The organism is Mucilaginibacter sp., assembly GCF_025359345.1.
GTDB lineage: Bacteria > Bacteroidota > Bacteroidia > Sphingobacteriales > Sphingobacteriaceae > Mucilaginibacter.
On sequence record NZ_JANYGQ010000035.1, the window covers coordinates 70,938 to 85,901 of the forward strand.

15 protein-coding genes are annotated in these 14,964 nt (G+C 43.2%); 2 read left to right on the plus strand and 13 right to left on the minus strand.

What is annotated here, in order from left to right; all coding sequences use genetic code 11:
• Nucleotides 1-115 precede the first annotated feature (115 nt).
• The 10 genes from gatA to Q0R52_RS24895 all read right to left on the minus strand — a co-directional run bounded on the left by gatA (nucleotide 116) and on the right by Q0R52_RS24895 (nucleotide 9,909).
• The gene (gene gatA, locus Q0R52_RS24850) at nucleotides 116-1,540 is read right to left on the minus strand and encodes an Asp-tRNA(Asn)/Glu-tRNA(Gln) amidotransferase subunit GatA (protein WP_295800089.1); all 1,425 of its coding nucleotides are present in this window, start codon (nucleotides 1,538-1,540) and stop codon (nucleotides 116-118) included.
• A 110-nt stretch (nucleotides 1,541-1,650) separates the two neighbouring features.
• Nucleotides 1,651-1,851, minus strand: coding sequence for a twin-arginine translocase TatA/TatE family subunit (tatA, locus tag Q0R52_RS24855; protein ID WP_252788643.1), 201 nt, complete (start codon nucleotides 1,849-1,851; stop codon nucleotides 1,651-1,653).
• Nucleotides 1,852-1,885: 34 nt separating this feature from the next.
• A complete protein-coding gene (locus Q0R52_RS24860; RefSeq protein WP_295800094.1) occupies nucleotides 1,886-2,389 on the minus strand; it encodes a twin-arginine translocase TatA/TatE family subunit in 504 nt (167 codons plus the stop codon).
• 60 nt (nucleotides 2,390-2,449) lie between these two features.
• Nucleotides 2,450-3,745, minus strand: a complete 1,296-nt coding sequence (locus Q0R52_RS24865; protein WP_295800098.1) for a peptidoglycan DD-metalloendopeptidase family protein — start codon at nucleotides 3,743-3,745, stop codon at nucleotides 2,450-2,452.
• A gap of 12 nt (nucleotides 3,746-3,757) precedes the next feature.
• Nucleotides 3,758-4,594: a DUF4292 domain-containing protein gene (locus Q0R52_RS24870; protein WP_295800101.1), complete on the minus strand. Its 837-nt coding sequence runs from the start codon at nucleotides 4,592-4,594 to the stop codon at nucleotides 3,758-3,760.
• Entirely contained in the window at nucleotides 4,572-6,338 is a 1,767-nt protein-coding gene (locus Q0R52_RS24875) for a tetratricopeptide repeat protein (protein ID WP_295800104.1), read from the minus strand. The genes Q0R52_RS24870 and Q0R52_RS24875 overlap by 23 nt, the downstream gene beginning before the upstream one ends.
• Before the next feature lie 67 nt (nucleotides 6,339-6,405).
• Nucleotides 6,406-6,840, minus strand: a complete 435-nt coding sequence (dut, locus tag Q0R52_RS24880) for a dUTP diphosphatase (RefSeq protein ID WP_252788648.1) — start codon at nucleotides 6,838-6,840, stop codon at nucleotides 6,406-6,408.
• Entirely contained in the window at nucleotides 6,837-8,324 is a 1,488-nt protein-coding gene (locus Q0R52_RS24885; RefSeq protein ID WP_295800107.1) for an oligosaccharide flippase family protein, read from the minus strand. The genes dut and Q0R52_RS24885 overlap by 4 nt, the downstream gene beginning before the upstream one ends.
• 45 nt (nucleotides 8,325-8,369) lie before the next feature.
• Entirely contained in the window at nucleotides 8,370-8,642 is a 273-nt protein-coding gene (locus Q0R52_RS24890) for an acylphosphatase (protein ID WP_295800111.1), read from the minus strand.
• A gap of 91 nt (nucleotides 8,643-8,733) precedes the next feature.
• Entirely contained in the window at nucleotides 8,734-9,909 is a 1,176-nt protein-coding gene (locus Q0R52_RS24895) for an amidohydrolase family protein (protein WP_295800114.1), read from the minus strand.
• A 133-nt stretch (nucleotides 9,910-10,042) separates the two neighbouring features.
• On the opposite strand from Q0R52_RS24895, the gene rlmN reads away from it, so the two are divergent.
• Both rlmN and Q0R52_RS24905 read left to right on the plus strand, forming a co-directional pair.
• Nucleotides 10,043-11,098, plus strand: coding sequence for a 23S rRNA (adenine(2503)-C(2))-methyltransferase RlmN (rlmN, locus tag Q0R52_RS24900; protein ID WP_252789282.1), 1,056 nt, complete (start codon nucleotides 10,043-10,045; stop codon nucleotides 11,096-11,098).
• Nucleotides 11,099-11,331: 233 nt separating this feature from the next.
• Nucleotides 11,332-12,030, plus strand: coding sequence for a phosphoribosyltransferase family protein (locus Q0R52_RS24905; protein WP_295800117.1), 699 nt, complete (start codon nucleotides 11,332-11,334; stop codon nucleotides 12,028-12,030).
• A gap of 71 nt (nucleotides 12,031-12,101) precedes the next feature.
• On the opposite strand, the gene Q0R52_RS24910 is transcribed toward Q0R52_RS24905, so the two are convergent.
• From Q0R52_RS24910 to Q0R52_RS24920, 3 genes are all read right to left on the minus strand, one after another.
• Nucleotides 12,102-12,491: a response regulator gene (locus Q0R52_RS24910; protein WP_295800121.1), complete on the minus strand. Its 390-nt coding sequence runs from the start codon at nucleotides 12,489-12,491 to the stop codon at nucleotides 12,102-12,104.
• 154 nt (nucleotides 12,492-12,645) lie between these two features.
• Nucleotides 12,646-13,938, minus strand: coding sequence for a serine hydroxymethyltransferase (gene glyA, locus Q0R52_RS24915; protein ID WP_295800124.1), 1,293 nt, complete (start codon nucleotides 13,936-13,938; stop codon nucleotides 12,646-12,648).
• 241 nt (nucleotides 13,939-14,179) lie between these two features.
• Nucleotides 14,180-14,932, minus strand: coding sequence for a segregation/condensation protein A (locus Q0R52_RS24920; protein WP_295800127.1), 753 nt, complete (start codon nucleotides 14,930-14,932; stop codon nucleotides 14,180-14,182).
• Between the last annotated feature and the right edge of the window lie 32 nt (nucleotides 14,933-14,964).

A 14,964-nucleotide genomic window follows, 5' to 3' on the forward strand; every position in this document is an offset into this window, starting at 1 on the left:
TCAATTTTAGAGTCAAGCAGCAAGAAAAACAACCAGGATTAGTCTTCTTGTCTTGACTCCTGATTCTTGATTTCTTGACTCTTGCTTCCCTCTAATTTACTAATATATAAAACTTTTATAGTTCAAGGAAATATTTCGAAAAATTCAATAGTTCCTGTTCTTCAAAATGTTTTGTTACCAGTTGCAACCCTAACGGTAAACCTTTGCTGTTATTGCCCGCAGGCAACGAGATGGCGGGTGCCCCTGTTAATGATGCTTGTACGGTAAAAATATCAGAAAGATACGTTATAACCGGATCTTTTTCCTGCCGGCCTATGGGGAACGCCGGTTCTGGAGCGGTGGGGATCAAAATAAAATCGTACTCCCGCAGTATTTCGTCAGTTTTTTCGCGGATCAGCCGGCGCACTTTCTGGGCCTTGGCAAAGTAGGCATCGTAATAGCCTGCGCTAAGCACAAATGTTCCCAGCATTATGCGGCGTTTAACTTCCTTACCAAAACCCTCGGAGCGCGAACGCTTATAGGTCGACTGTAAGTCAGTAGCGGCCGGGCTACGGTAACCGTAATGCACCCCGTCATACCGCGAAAGATTTGACGATGCCTCGGCCATTGCCAAAACATAATAAGTCGGCACCAGGTATTCCAGGAAATCAAAAGCTATTGGTTTAACGGTATGCCCTTCGGCTCGAAGTTTATCGATGTAAGTAACCAGCGTGCTTTTTATTTCACTATCAACACCGGGGCTCGATAATGCTTCTTGCAAATAAGCTATCTTTTTTTTGCCCGGTGCTTTAATTTCATTACTGAATGGCGGAACATCAGCCTGGGCCACCGTACTATCGTACTCATCCGGCCCGGCCATAACCTCCAGTAGCAGCCCGGCGTCTTCAACCGTTCTTGTAATAGGTCCTACCTGGTCGAAAGACGAAGCGTAGGCAATAATGCCGTGTCTTGATATACGGCCATAAGTAGGCTTAAGCCCCACCAACCCGCAAAACGATGCCGGCTGCCTCACCGAGCCACCTGTATCGGTACCTATAGCTGCCTGGCACATATTTGCCTGAACCGCCACTGCCGAACCGCCCGACGAGCCGCCGGATACACGCGTTTCATCGGCATAGTTTTTCACCGGGCCAAAAAACGAGGTTTCGTTAGCAGCACCCATGGCAAATTCATCGCAATTGCAGCGGCCAATTATTATTGCATCAGAAGCCAGCAACCGCTCAACAATGGTCGACGAGTAAACAGATGTAAAATTATTAAGGATTTTTGACGAGGCACTCACTTTGTGCCCCTTGTAACAAATGTTGTCCTTTATGGCTATAACCATCCCGGCGAGTTTGCCGGCGGTACCATTTTCAATACGGGTATCAACTTCTTTAGCCCGGGCAAGTGCCTCGTGCTCAAACACTTCGTTAAAAACGTTTAACCGCGCATTAGCGGCAATATTAGTTAAATATCCCTGAACAAGCTTCTCAACAGTAGTTTTCCCTGCTTCAATATCGCTCTTTATCCCGCTTAGCGAGGCATAAGACTTAGTCATGGGCCTAAAATAAAAAACTTATCCGTTGAATGTATAATTAATCAACAGATAAGTTAATATGATAAAACTCTGTACACCTAAAGCGGGATTTGCCCGCCCGGTTTTACAGCTTAAACTCTCGGTTTGTCGTCGTGATTGATTGTCGGACCCGAGGTTGTTGAAGTGCTGCCGCTTTCGCCGTTTTGTGCATCCTTAAATTCTTTCATGCCTTTGCCTAAACCTTTCATTAGTTCAGGAATTTTTTTACCGCCGAACAGTATTAAAATTGCAATGATGATCAGAATAATTTCTGGTGCGCCTAATCCACCCATGATTTTTATGTTTAATTATTGATTAATATTCCTGTTATGTATTCTTCGTATGTTCAGTTGCTGCCGTCTCGTGATTTGAAACTTCTGCATGGTGTTGGTGTTCGTCGGTAACTGCCACGGTGTGTTCTGTTCCGTGACCTTCAACATTTGAATGGTCCGCTGGTGTATGGCTATCGGCCACATGTTCTGTTGAATGGTCGGCAGGCATAAAAGGGTTATCGCCAACTGACACTGTATTTTCAACAGGCGAAAAGCCATCAGAATGTGCCGGCAACTCATGCTGCGCGGTTTCAGTTTGCGTTTTTGTCGCTTCCTCAACCCGTTTATCTTCTTCCCTTTTCTCCTCGTAGCTGTTTATCTGGTTGTTAATTTCGCGCTTAACACCGTCTGATGCGTCTTTAAAATCACGAATCCCCTTCCCAAGGCCGCGTGCAATTTCGGGCAGCTTCTCGCCACCGAAAAGCAACAGGGCCACAAACACTATAAGTATCATTTCGGATGACCCAATGTTCAAAAATCCCAATACTAAATTATGCATACCGATTACTTAATATATAGCCTGCAAATATAGGCAATTTAAAATTTATAATTTTCAAAACTAATTAGGCGCCAGCCATATTTTAGGGTTTACCGGCGTTTTGCCCTTGTACAAATCAAACTCAACAACTGCTTCGCCGGTTGATGAATCAGTAGCAACGGTACCAATTATTTGCTTGGTGGTTACTTTTTGGCCTGCCTTAACCGAGTATGATTTAAGGTTTGAGTAAGCCGTAAAATATTCACCATGTTTTATAACCACCAGCCAGGTACCGCTCACGTTTACTATACTTGATACCTCGCCCTGGAAAACCGCTCTTACAGAAGAACCTGGATTTGTTTTAATACCCCAGCCCGAACTTTCATTTTTTATCCCGGTTTCATCGTAATAGATACCAAACCCTTGTTTAAGGCTACCGTTTGTAACCGGCCACGGCAGCGAGCCCCGGTTTTCCAAAAAGTCGCTCGATAATTTAGCCGACTCAGGAGTTGCATTCAGCACCTCACGGTCCGACGAATTTTTATTTATCGTACGTGCCCTGGGGGCCGGTGCTTCCTTATTTTCGGCCTTTGCCCTGGCTGCTGCTGCTCTTGCTTCGGCCCTGGCGGCTTCTTCAGCCCTACGCCTTGCCTCTTCAATTTCCCTGCGGATAGCCGAAGCGATTTCGCGGTTGGTGCGGGTTATTTTCCGCTGTACCTCCTGCTGCTGCTCCTTAAGCTGCCCTTCGTGTTTCGACAGATCGGCAACCACTTGCACTTGTGCATTTTTTTCGGCGCCAAGGGTTTTCTTTTCCTTTTCCTGGTCAACCAGCAGGTTGTTTTTTTCTTTTTTGTTTTTGTCGAGCTCGTTTATCTTAACATGCAGCTCGGTTTGTGTTTCCTGTATATAACCGGCCTGCCGCTCGCGGTAAGTACCTATTTGCTGTAAATATTTTAAACGTTTATAGGCCTGGTTAAAGTCTGACGCCGCAAAAATAAACATCAGTTTATTATAAGCGCTTTGGTTACGATAGGTAAACAAAACCATTGCAGCGTACTCTTTTTTCAACTGGTCGAGCTGGGTTTGCAGGTTGCGCACAAAGTTGTTACTTTCCGATATCTGGTTGTCCAGGTTACGTACCTCGGAGTTAATATTTGCGATTTTTTCTTCGCGGATAGAAATCTGCTGTTTTAGTAAATTAAGCTGCTTTAACGTTGTTTTTTTATTGTTAGCAGTTTCCTGGTATTCGTTATTCAGTTGCTCCAACTGTTTGGTAAGCGCTTCGCGCTGGCGCTTTAAATCGGCGCTGCTTTGCGCATGCACGCTGAATGCGGCAAATACTAAAATTAAAACTAAAGCTGCTTTTAAAAACTTCATTTATTGCTATCGTTAATCTGCAGGTTGATACCGCGACGGAATTGAAAACGGAAATTCCACGGGCAAATCATAGTCTGCTTTTGTATAGTGCAAATTAACCTGTATTTTTTTATCTTTTACTACCGATGCAATATCTATTTGCGATGGCATTATTTTATTTGTGGCCTGTATAAAGGCGCTGTTGGTAACCTGTAACGTTTGCCGGGCGTTTTGATTGCTCAAATTTGTTTGTGTAGCTTTCATATCAGGCCCCAGCATCAATTTGTAAAGCACCTCGCTTAAGTTACCGGAGATGGTGGTATTACCGCTATCTGTTTTAAACTCCGCATTTTCGGTCAGCAATTCAGGTATGGCATTGCCAATCAGCAGCGATTCCAGCGTCCGATAGTTAACCTGTTCGCCTGCATATTTATTTACATAGCTAAATGGCTTGCGCAAATAAAGGCTCTGCAATTTATTGATCAGCAGCAGGCTATCGGGCGTAATCATAGCGCGGGCAACCTCAATACCTGCAATTGCGGTAATTGAAACCCATATTTTTTTGTCGCGTTGTATGCGTATATTAAGGGTAACATCATTGGTGTTGCCGTTAATATCCAGCTTGGTTTTAGCCTTGCCTGTAAAGGTGTTAAAGCTGGTTTGCTTTGATTTTATTAACTCGAGCTTAGCCGCCCGCGTATCAACCGGCTTAACTGCTGCGGTTGTATCGGCAACGCGCTTAACCACCAGCGGCTTCCGGCTTTTGCAGCCAAAGCCAAACAGTATGCAGCACAGTGCTATTAGTTTTAAACCAAGCGCAGTTTTAACCCTGGCTTTGTTTAAAACGTTATTCAATGTATTTCTTTTCATTTATTTTTCTTTCCAAAACTGGCGATGCGTCGCCCTTGTCTTTAGCTTTCTTCCAGTTTTCAACTGCGTCGTCCGCTTTACCTAAGTAAAACAATATATCGCCGTAATGTTCCAGCTTTGTAGCACTTTTTTCCTTATCGTCGGTTAAGGCTTTTTCAATCCATGTCTTTGCACCGGCGTAATCTTTTTGCCTGAATAGTATCCAGGCATAAGTATCCTCAAACGAAGCATTACCCGGCTGCAACTCGGTCGAACGTTTCGACATTTTTGCAGCCTTGTCCAGTTGCTCACCCCTTAACGATAAATAATAGGCAAAATTATTCAGCGTGAATGCATTATCGGCATTGTATGTCAATGCCTTATCGTAGGCTTCGTCCGAACTTTTGATGTCTTTTAAATCGTGGTAACAATCGCCCAACGCCGAAAAACATTGCGAAAGTAGGTCCTTATCCTGAAGTTCTAATGAAGAAGCGTTTTTTAAATAGTCAACTGCCTTTTTGTAATCCTTTTTTTGCATCCATGCCACGCCCACCAAATAATTCATCCATGCCTGGTTGGGGAACAGCGAAAGTGAGCTTTCACCATCCTTAATAGCGCCGGCAATATCGTTTTCTCCAAGATCGAGCCGTACCAGTTGCTCCTGCACATCATAAACCTGGCTGTTTAATGCTACCGATTTTTGGTACATCAGTTTCGCATCTTTTGGTTTTTCGTTTTGCAGCAGCATATCCCCGTATATGGCATAACCACGGGCATCGGTTGGGTGGGCAACGGTTAATATGCGGCTCAGCTCAAGCGCGCTTGCCTTTACATTAGGGTCGGTTAACCGGGGCAGGTAACCGCCAATTATTTTTATTTTTTGTTCGATGTCTAAATCGGGGATGGCAAACGCCAGGGTGAGTTCGTTGTAACTATGCTCTATATCTTTTTTATCCCTGTAAATATCAGCCAGTGCCAGGTGCACCAGCCCGCTGTTTGACTTTATTTTTTCGCCGGCCAGCAGAGTTTTCAGCGCCTTATCAGGCTGATTGTTTGAGCTATACAGCTGTGACAAAAACAGGTAATACTTTATTTGCGACGGATCGGCAGCGATCATCTGTTCCAGCTGCTGCGCAGCCAGGTCAACCTTATTTTGTTTTAAGTAGATTTTCTGGCGATTAGCCAGCAGGTCGTCGGTCGGGCCTGTCAATTCCTCAATTTTCTTGTAAACCTGCAGGGCGTCATCGTATTTATTCAGGTAATACAGCGCATTGGCTTTATCGTAGTAATAATCGATCTTATCCGGATTTATCCTTATAAGCTCGTTAAAAACATTCTCCAGCTTATCAAAACTGTTATTTTTTTCATAGCAATCAGCCAGCGCTGCCCAATACCATTCGTTGTCCGGGTTAACAGTAACAGCCTTTTCTAAAAACTCCTGCGCATCGGGATAATTGTTTTTCGCTTTTTTAATGATCGCCAATTCGTACAACGAAGCGTCATTCTGCGGGTCGATTTGCACCACCCTGTCGAAATATTCGAAAGCCAATGTATTGTTCTCAATAGCCTTCTCCCGCAGCCCCGAAAAGAAAAGCTGCCTCACCGTAGCGCTATCCGTAGATGTCATCGGCTTGCCGGCCACAATCACAACCTTATTTTTATTTTGAGCATAGGAAGGTCGAATCAAGAGACAAGAGCCAAGAATCAAGACAGCTGCAAGCCTGGCTTTACCACTGGTAATATTGTCTAATTGTCTGCTTCTCATTCTAATCTTTTTATGTTCGCCATACTGCCGTTGGCAACTAATCTCCAATTAACTAATCACTAATAAACTATACTACCCCAGTATGTCCATATCCCCCAGCGCCGCGTGTAGTTTCATTTAAACTATCCACCTGTTCCCAGTTTACCTTTTCGTGGCGGGCAACCACCATTTGGGCAACCCGGTCGCCGGTGTTTATTTCAAACGGCTGGTCGCCGTAGTTTATCAGCAGTACCTTAATTTCGCCGCGGTAGTCGGCATCAATTGTTCCTGGTGAGTTAACTATACCTATCCCGTGCTTAAATGCAAGCCCGCTGCGCGGGCGTATCTGCGCCTCAAAGCCTTCAGGCAGTTCGATAAACAACCCTGTCGGGACTAACTTACGCTCCATTGGTTTAAGCACAATTTGCTCTTCCAGTTCGGCACGCAAATCCATCCCGGCGGCATGCAGCGTTTCGTATGCCGGTAAGCTATTTTTCGATTTATTAATTATCCTTATGTTCATCGCCTGCTAAAAATAGCTTTTAATTCTTTTCCCTCTTTAAAATATGCACCGGCTAAAAATATCACCAGCAGCGCATTCCCTACAAATATATTACGTTTAAATACATAGAATGATAAATAAACGAACACCATTGAAATAATAATATAAACCAGGTTCTTTTTTACATTATATGGTATTGGGTAATTTTTTTGCCCCCAAACGTACGACATTATCATCATACAGGTATACGCCGCGAACGACACCCAGGCCGATGCCATATAGCTGTACGTTGGGATAAACAGGTAATTGAATACAATGGTAACAATAGCGCCTATGCCCGAAATATACAGGCCGTATTTTGTTTGGTCGGAAAGTTTATACCACACCGATAGGTTCATATAAATACCCAGTGCCACATAGCCAAACAGCAGTGGCGGTACCACATCAAGCCCTACCCAATAATTGTGGTTATTTACATAGTATTTTAATATCTGGACATTAGCAACAATGCCAACAAACATTATGCAAATGGTGATAACAAAATAGTCCATTATACGGGCGTAGGTTTGGCCTGCGTTTTTATTTTTGGCATGGCTAAAAAAGAATGGCTCGGCACCCAGCCGGAAAGCCTGTATAAAAATACTGAGAAATATGGATAGCTTGGCACAGCCGGAGTATACCCCAACATCGTGCTCACTATAGCTGGGATCCAGCATTTTACCGAGTAACAGCTTGTCAAAATTTTCGTTTACGATGAAGCTCAGGTTGGCTACCAGCACAGGCCAGCTGTATAGCAGCATATTGCTGAAAATGCTTCGGTTAAAATTAAACTGTATCCAGGCCAATTGCGGCGTCAGCATTAAAAACGTTACCGCGCTGGCTACCAAGTTCGAGATAAAAACATAGCCTACCCAGCCTCCATGGAACCAGCTTGCGCACCATTGTGCACCGGCCAAATGATTCCGTATAATGTAAGGTATAACAAAAATAAACACCAGGTTGAGCGTTACCATTACCACAATGTTTACAACTTTTACCAGTCCATATACCATTGGGCGTCCATCGGCACGCAGCTTGGCAAAAGGCAGTACGCAAAGGTTATCCAGCACCAATATCCCCAGGAAATATTTTATATACTGTTCATATTCGGCTTGCGAAGTATTTTTGCCAATCTTGATAAAACCGGCTATTTGATGCACGAATGGAAAGGTAAGCAAAAGGAACAACCCGGTAAGCAAGGCTACCGCCCAAAAACCATTGTTATAAACCTCGCGCTTTTTTTCAGGCATCTTGTTCATGTACCTGAAAAATGTGGTCTCCATACCGAACGACAGTATTGCATTGAAAATTGATGCGTAACTGAACATGGTAGTGAAAATGCCGTAAACGGCAGGATTGTAAGTGGTAGTGTAAAGTGGGGTGAGTACAGAGCTGAGCAGCCGCTGTACTATTGTAGTTAAACCATATAAGGCTGTTTGGCCTGCGAATTTTTTAGCGGTCGACAATGTTTGTATTAACGAAATTTGGTTTGAAAACTTATACCCGTATTGCTATTTTCTAACAACCTCAAAATTACGATAGTTTTTTAATTCGCCTTCATGGGTTTCAACATCATTTACTTCGGCATGCTCTGGGCCCTCATGGCACCACTCCAAAAACATCTCCATTGCAAATCTGTCGCCCTCGGCAGCCACAAAAACATCGCCGTTTGGTTCGTTTCTTACAAAGCCCTTAACCCCCAACTGATCTGCGACAGCCTTGGTTGCTGCCCGGTATGATACGCCTTGCACGTTGCCTTTTATTGTTATATCGAGGTGGGTCATTTTGTTGGAAATTGTTGAAATGTTGTAAAGTTGGAATGTTGCAATGTTAGGGAAATTTGCTTTCAAAACAAACCGGTCAAACGTTTCAACCTTACAACAATCGCCTCACCTTCGTCTCCGGCGTAATCTTATTCCCATCTAATCCTGTTATCAAATTAAGGCCGGGGGTTTTACCTGGCTCAAGGGAGCCTTTTTCATCGTCGATACCAAGGTATTTGGCTCCGTTAAGTGTTCCCCATTGTATAAGCATCTGCGTACTTATGGATTGGAATTTTTGCTGTATGGTACGCATCTCGCTTAAAATACACAGCTTGTTGTTCGATGCCAGGCTATCGGTACCCAAAGTAATATTATAACCCTGGCCGATGAATAACTCAATTTTAGGTAAAAAGCCCTCGATATAAAGATTGGCGTTAGGGCAAAAGCAGAAATGTATCCTGCGGTCGAACCGTTTGATGAAGTAGATGTCTTTTAAATTGGTGCAGGTGTTATGCACCAATAAAACCTCCTGCTTATTGGTTAGCAGCGGCAAAATTGACTGAATGGAATTACGCGCCTGCGGTTTAAAATGAGTGATGTCCAGCCCGAAGTGCGCATACAAATCATTAAACGAACCCAGTTTATACCTGTAAAATTTATTCTCGTCCTCACACTCCTGGTTATGGATGCTGATAAGGTTATGCCCCGTATCGCTGTATTTTTGCAATAACTTAAACAGTTCTTTCGATACTGAATATGGCGCATGAGGCGTAATGGAGCATGGCATCGGTTTAAACTCATTAAGCAACGACAGCGCTTTATCGAACACTTCCTGCGCCCTTCCGGGTATAAAACCAAAGGTTTCAATAAAACTATGGTAGTATAGCTTACTGCTTTTTTTTATGTCGATAGTGCTGCTGGTGTTTGAAATATCGCCTACCGCTACAATTCCGTTGTCGTACATTTCAGCATCAGCTTTGGTGGCAGCTTCCAGTACCAGGGCACTGTCAGCGCTCCTGTTAGTTTGAATATCGATGATAAAATTAACCAGGCCTATTTGCTGCTTAACTTTGTCTTTCAGATGTGAGAGTTCGAGATGGCAATGTGTATTAACAAAACCAGGGCATATAATGCCGCTAACCTGTTCAACAGGCGAGCTAAATGTTTCTGTCGACAAAGCGGGGTCGATAACCGAAATTATCTTACCAAAATCATCAACAGTAACTATTCCATTTTTAATTGGATCGGCACAAACAGGATAAACGTAATCGGCTTTAAAACTTTTCATTCAAGTATTAGTAACACTTCTCGTTGACAAATCCAATTAATATTAATTACATTAACTCTCAGTTATTGTTTTAATTATAATTGAATGTCATTCAAAATAAGATGATTTTTTTATTTAGTACCTTTGTATCGTGATTAATACAAAAGAGAAAATAGATATCCGCAGCCTAAGTCTCAATGCTTTGCAGGAACATTTCATCAAAATGGATGAAAAAGCGTTCAGGGCAAAACAGGTTTATGAGTGGCTTTGGAAAAAATCATGCTTTTCGTTCGACGAGATGAGTAATATTTCAAAAGAACTGCGTGTCAAACTGAACGACAATTTCACTATCAACAATGTTAAAATCCATAACTCACAGTTCAGCGCGGATAAAACTATAAAAAATTCTTTTATTTTACACGATACTCATTTAATTGAGGGTGTTTTAATCCCGACTCCCGGCCGTATGACAGCCTGTGTCTCGTCGCAGGTGGGCTGTAGCTTAACCTGTAAGTTCTGCGCTACCGGCTATATGGAGCGCAAACGAAACCTTAACCCCGATGAAATTTACGACCAGGTGGTATTGATTGACCGCCAGGCAAAAGAAAACTACGGCATACCGCTTTCAAACATTGTGTACATGGGCATGGGCGAGCCTTTGCTGAATTATAAGAATGTGCTGGAGTCGGTTGAAAAAATAACCTCCGAAGAAGGGTTGAATATGGCGGCAAAAAGGATTACCGTATCAACCGCCGGCATCGCCAAAATGATAAAAAAACTGGGCGACGACCAGGTGAAGTTTAACCTGGCCCTGTCCTTACACGCTGCCAACGACGAAAAGCGCAACACCATAATGCCGATAAACGAGCAAAATTCGTTAAAAGCATTAGCGGAGGCTTTAAAATATTACTACGCTAAAACCAAAAACCCGGTAACCTACGAGTATATTATTTTTGATGGCTTTAATGATAATATATCAGATGCTGCCGAACTGGCGCAATTTTGTAAACATCTGCCCTGCAAAGTAAATATTATAGAATATAACCCCATATCCATGGCCGCATTCATCAACGCCGGCGAAGATAAAGTTGAAGCATTTGCCGACTATCTGAAAAAGCAAGGCGTTAACGTTCACTTGCGCCGAAGCCGCGGTAAGGATATTGACGCTGCTTGCGGGCAATTGGCGATAAAGGACGAAGCGAAGGTATGATGTACGGATAGCACTCTCTATCACGTCATTGCGAGGAACGAAGCAACCTCTACACATGCTAATCAACGAAACGAAAAATTTGTGGCGACCTTTCAGCTGCATTTAGGTTCCCATAAACATATTGGTCCGCGAATGTCCTTCGTAGAGGTGGCTTCGTTCCTCGCCATGACGTTAGGGGTTAGTTAGTCACCTTTTTTCTTGACTCTTGATTCTTTTTCCCCTAAATTGCCCCCATGAACCTGCAACGCAGCTACCTGGCCGATTTTGTTTCATTGTTATTCCCTGAACTTTGCGCAGCCTGCCGCGAAAGCCTGGTAGCTAATGAACACCTGCTTTGTACCGATTGCCGTTTTAACTTACCCTACACCAACTTCCATTTACAGCCAGATAATATTGTTGCCCGGCAGTTTTGGGGTAAAATTAATATTGAGGCGGCATTTGCGCTTTTTTACTTTAATAAGGGTGGCAAAATTCAAAACATACTGCACCAGCTTAAATATAACGGCCAGCAAAAAGTCGGTAACCTGCTGGGCAACATAGCCGGTGGGCAATTGGCGAAAAACGAAATATTTAACACCGTCGATTTTATCATACCCGTGCCGCTGCACAAGAAACGATTCAGGGAACGCGGCTATAACCAAAGCACCCGCTTTGCCGAAGGGCTTGCCGATAAATTAAATGCTGCGGTTGAGGAAGATAACCTGGTGCGCGTTAAATCTACCGAAACTCAAACCCATAAATCCCGCTTTGCCAGATTTGAGAATATGCAGGAAGTTTTTGTGATTATTAACCCGGAAAAACTTAAAGGCAAACATGTATTGCTTGTTGATGATGTGATAACAACCGGCTCCACACTCGAGGCCTGCGGCGAACAACTACTTAAAGTTGAAGGGTTAAAATTGAGTATTGCTACAATTGCTTACGCTGAGTAGTTCATGGTTGATAGTTCATAGCAGGAAGGATCCTTCTAACCTCTGACCTCCAGCCTCTAATCACTAAAAAACTAAACCTTCTGGTATGCGCTTAGTTTTTCGAAAAGATTTTTTGGCTCGAACGGTTTCAGGATATAATCATTCATACCGGCTTCGGAAATCTGGTCGCGTTCGCTGCTTAGCATTGATGCGGTAAGGGCAATAATCGGTAACTGCTGGAAATAAGCTCCGGGTGTAGCGCGAATTACTTGCGTAGCCTCAATCCCGCCCATCTCGGGCATATAAACATCCATTAACACAACATCATAGTTCTGGTTGGTGGTAACCTTCTCGACGGCCTGTAAGCCATTTTCGGCAAAATCAGCCTGGGCTCCCCAACGGGTAAGCACTTTGTTAATTAATAACCTGTTTATGTTGTTATCATCAACAACCAGCACATTAATATTTAATTCTGTTTCCACTTTGTAGAATTTTAGTAGGTATGAATTATGCCCCTTATACGTTGCGACATTAAAAAGGTTGTAAAATAGTCCAAAGTCGATAGTCTTAAGTCTATAGTCAAAATAAAACTTGATTTAGACTTAAGACTATCGACTCAAGACTTCAGACTTAATACTAATCTATTTCAGCATGTTTCGCCCGATACAGCGGATAATCATGCATCAGCTTGTGTACTTTTTTACGCACTTTTTTCAGGTTTTCCTCATTTTCCGGGTCGGTAATTACCTGGTCAATCAGCTCAACTATATCTTCCATTTGCTTTTCCTTCATTTCGCGGGTAGTAATAGCGGCAGTACCCACACGGATGCCTGAAGTAACAAACGGCGATTTATCATCAAATGGCACCATATTTTTATTTACGGTGATGTCGGCAGCAACCAAGGCATTCTCGGCAGCTTTACCTGTGATGTTTTTATTCCTAAGATCGATTAACAGCAAATGGTTGTCAGTACCGCCAGAGATTATTTCATAGCCACGGCTTACAAAAGCTTTCGCCATTGCCGCGCCGTTCTTTTTAACCTGAACGATGTATTTCATGTAATCCTCACTCAAAGCCTCACCAAATGCAATAGCTTTAGCAGCAATGATATGCTCTAACGGACCACCTTGTGTGCCAGGGAAAACAGCCATATCCAACAACGCTGACATCATCCTGATCTCGCCCTTTGGTGTTTTTAAGCCCCATGGGTTTTCAAAATCTTTGCCCAGCAATATCATGCCGCCACGCGGGCCGCGCAGGGTTTTGTGTGTAGTTGTAGTAACAATATGGCAATGTGGCAGCGGGTCGTTTAGTAAACCGCGGGCAATTAGGCCGGCAGGGTGCGATATATCGGCCAGCACCAATGCGCCAACTTCATCAGCCACTGCACGAATAAACTCATAATCCCAATCGCGTGAGTAAGCAGACGCACCGCAGATAATCAGTTTTGGCTTTTGCTCCAACGCCACTTTTTTAAGCATGTCGTAGTCAACCAAACCGGTTTCCTTTTTCACACCATAAAAATGCGGCTCGTATAGCTTACCCGAAAAATTCACCGGCGAACCATGTGTTAAGTGGCCGCCATGCGACAAATCAAAGCCTAAAATTTTATCGCCCGGCTTTAGCACAGCCAGCATAACTGCGGCATTAGCTTGCGCACCTGAGTGAGGCTGAACGTTTGCCCATTCTGCGTTAAAAAGTTCTTTGGCTCTTTCAATAGCTATTGTTTCAATTTCGTCAACCACCTGGCAGCCGCCATAGTAGCGTTTGCCCGGCAGGCCTTCGGCATATTTATTGGTGGCCACAGAACCAGCGGCTTCCATAACCTGCCTGCTAACAAAATTTTCTGACGCAATGAGCTCTATGCCTTCTTCCTGGCGTTCCTGCTCCTCGTCCAATAGCTTAAAAATTAATTTGTCTCTTTTCATTGTGATTATTAAACGCTGCTAAGTTAGCTAAAAAATAAGTTTTGATTAAAGATTTGAGCGGTTAGCTAAAACATTTAATAGGTGCACAATTTAATTTGCTAATTAGGCACTTAAGGCAAATAAATTACTCCGATTTTAAACGTTTACCCTTGAAATTTGATGTCATATTTATTTAGCTATACCCCTATTTTATGACAGGCATAAGGAAAATATTCAATATTTTAATATTATGGGGCTGTAGTCAGGCGCCCGGCTTCGCCGAAATCCAGAAGTTGTTATACCCCAACCCTACCTGTATATCAATTAATTCCTGCTGCAGCATTTCCAACACCGCTAAAAAATTGTAAACAAATTGTACCTTATTTTCCGATTGTGCAGCAATAGCTTTAAAATCCATCATTTTGTTGATACGCAGTAAATCGCCAATTGCTTTTTTTTGCTGCTCAATAGTATATGGATATTGTACTACGGTATGGGTGACCTCCTCGCTCCGGTTAAGATATTTTTTCATCAACCGGCCATAAACTATCATCAGCTTATACAGGTTCAGTTCTGATAATTCTTCGCCCGGTTGAGCTATTGCTTCTGTTTGCTCGATATCAAACTTTATGTTGCCGCGTTTTTCCTGCATAAAGCGCCCGTCTTCCAGCGGGTGCAGTTCTTCGCATATTTCTTTAAATTTCTTGTACTCAATTAGCTTACGTATCAGATCTTCCTTGGTATCGGTTTGGTTGCCGTCATCTTCGGCTTCGTACCGTGGTAGCAGCATCTTGGCCTTTATACGCATCAAGGTAGCTGCTACAATAATAAACTCGCTGGCCAGCTCCATATTGAGGCTGCTCATCTGGTGGATGTAGTTTAAAAAGTCGTCGGTAATTTTTGCAATAGGTATATCGTGAATTTCCAGTTCATCCCGCTCAATAAAAAATAACAGCAAGTCAAAAGGCCCCTCAAACTGGGGCAGCTTTATCTCAAAGTTTTCTTCGGCTGTCATTGGCCCAAAAGTAGGTTAATTTTTAAGAGTTG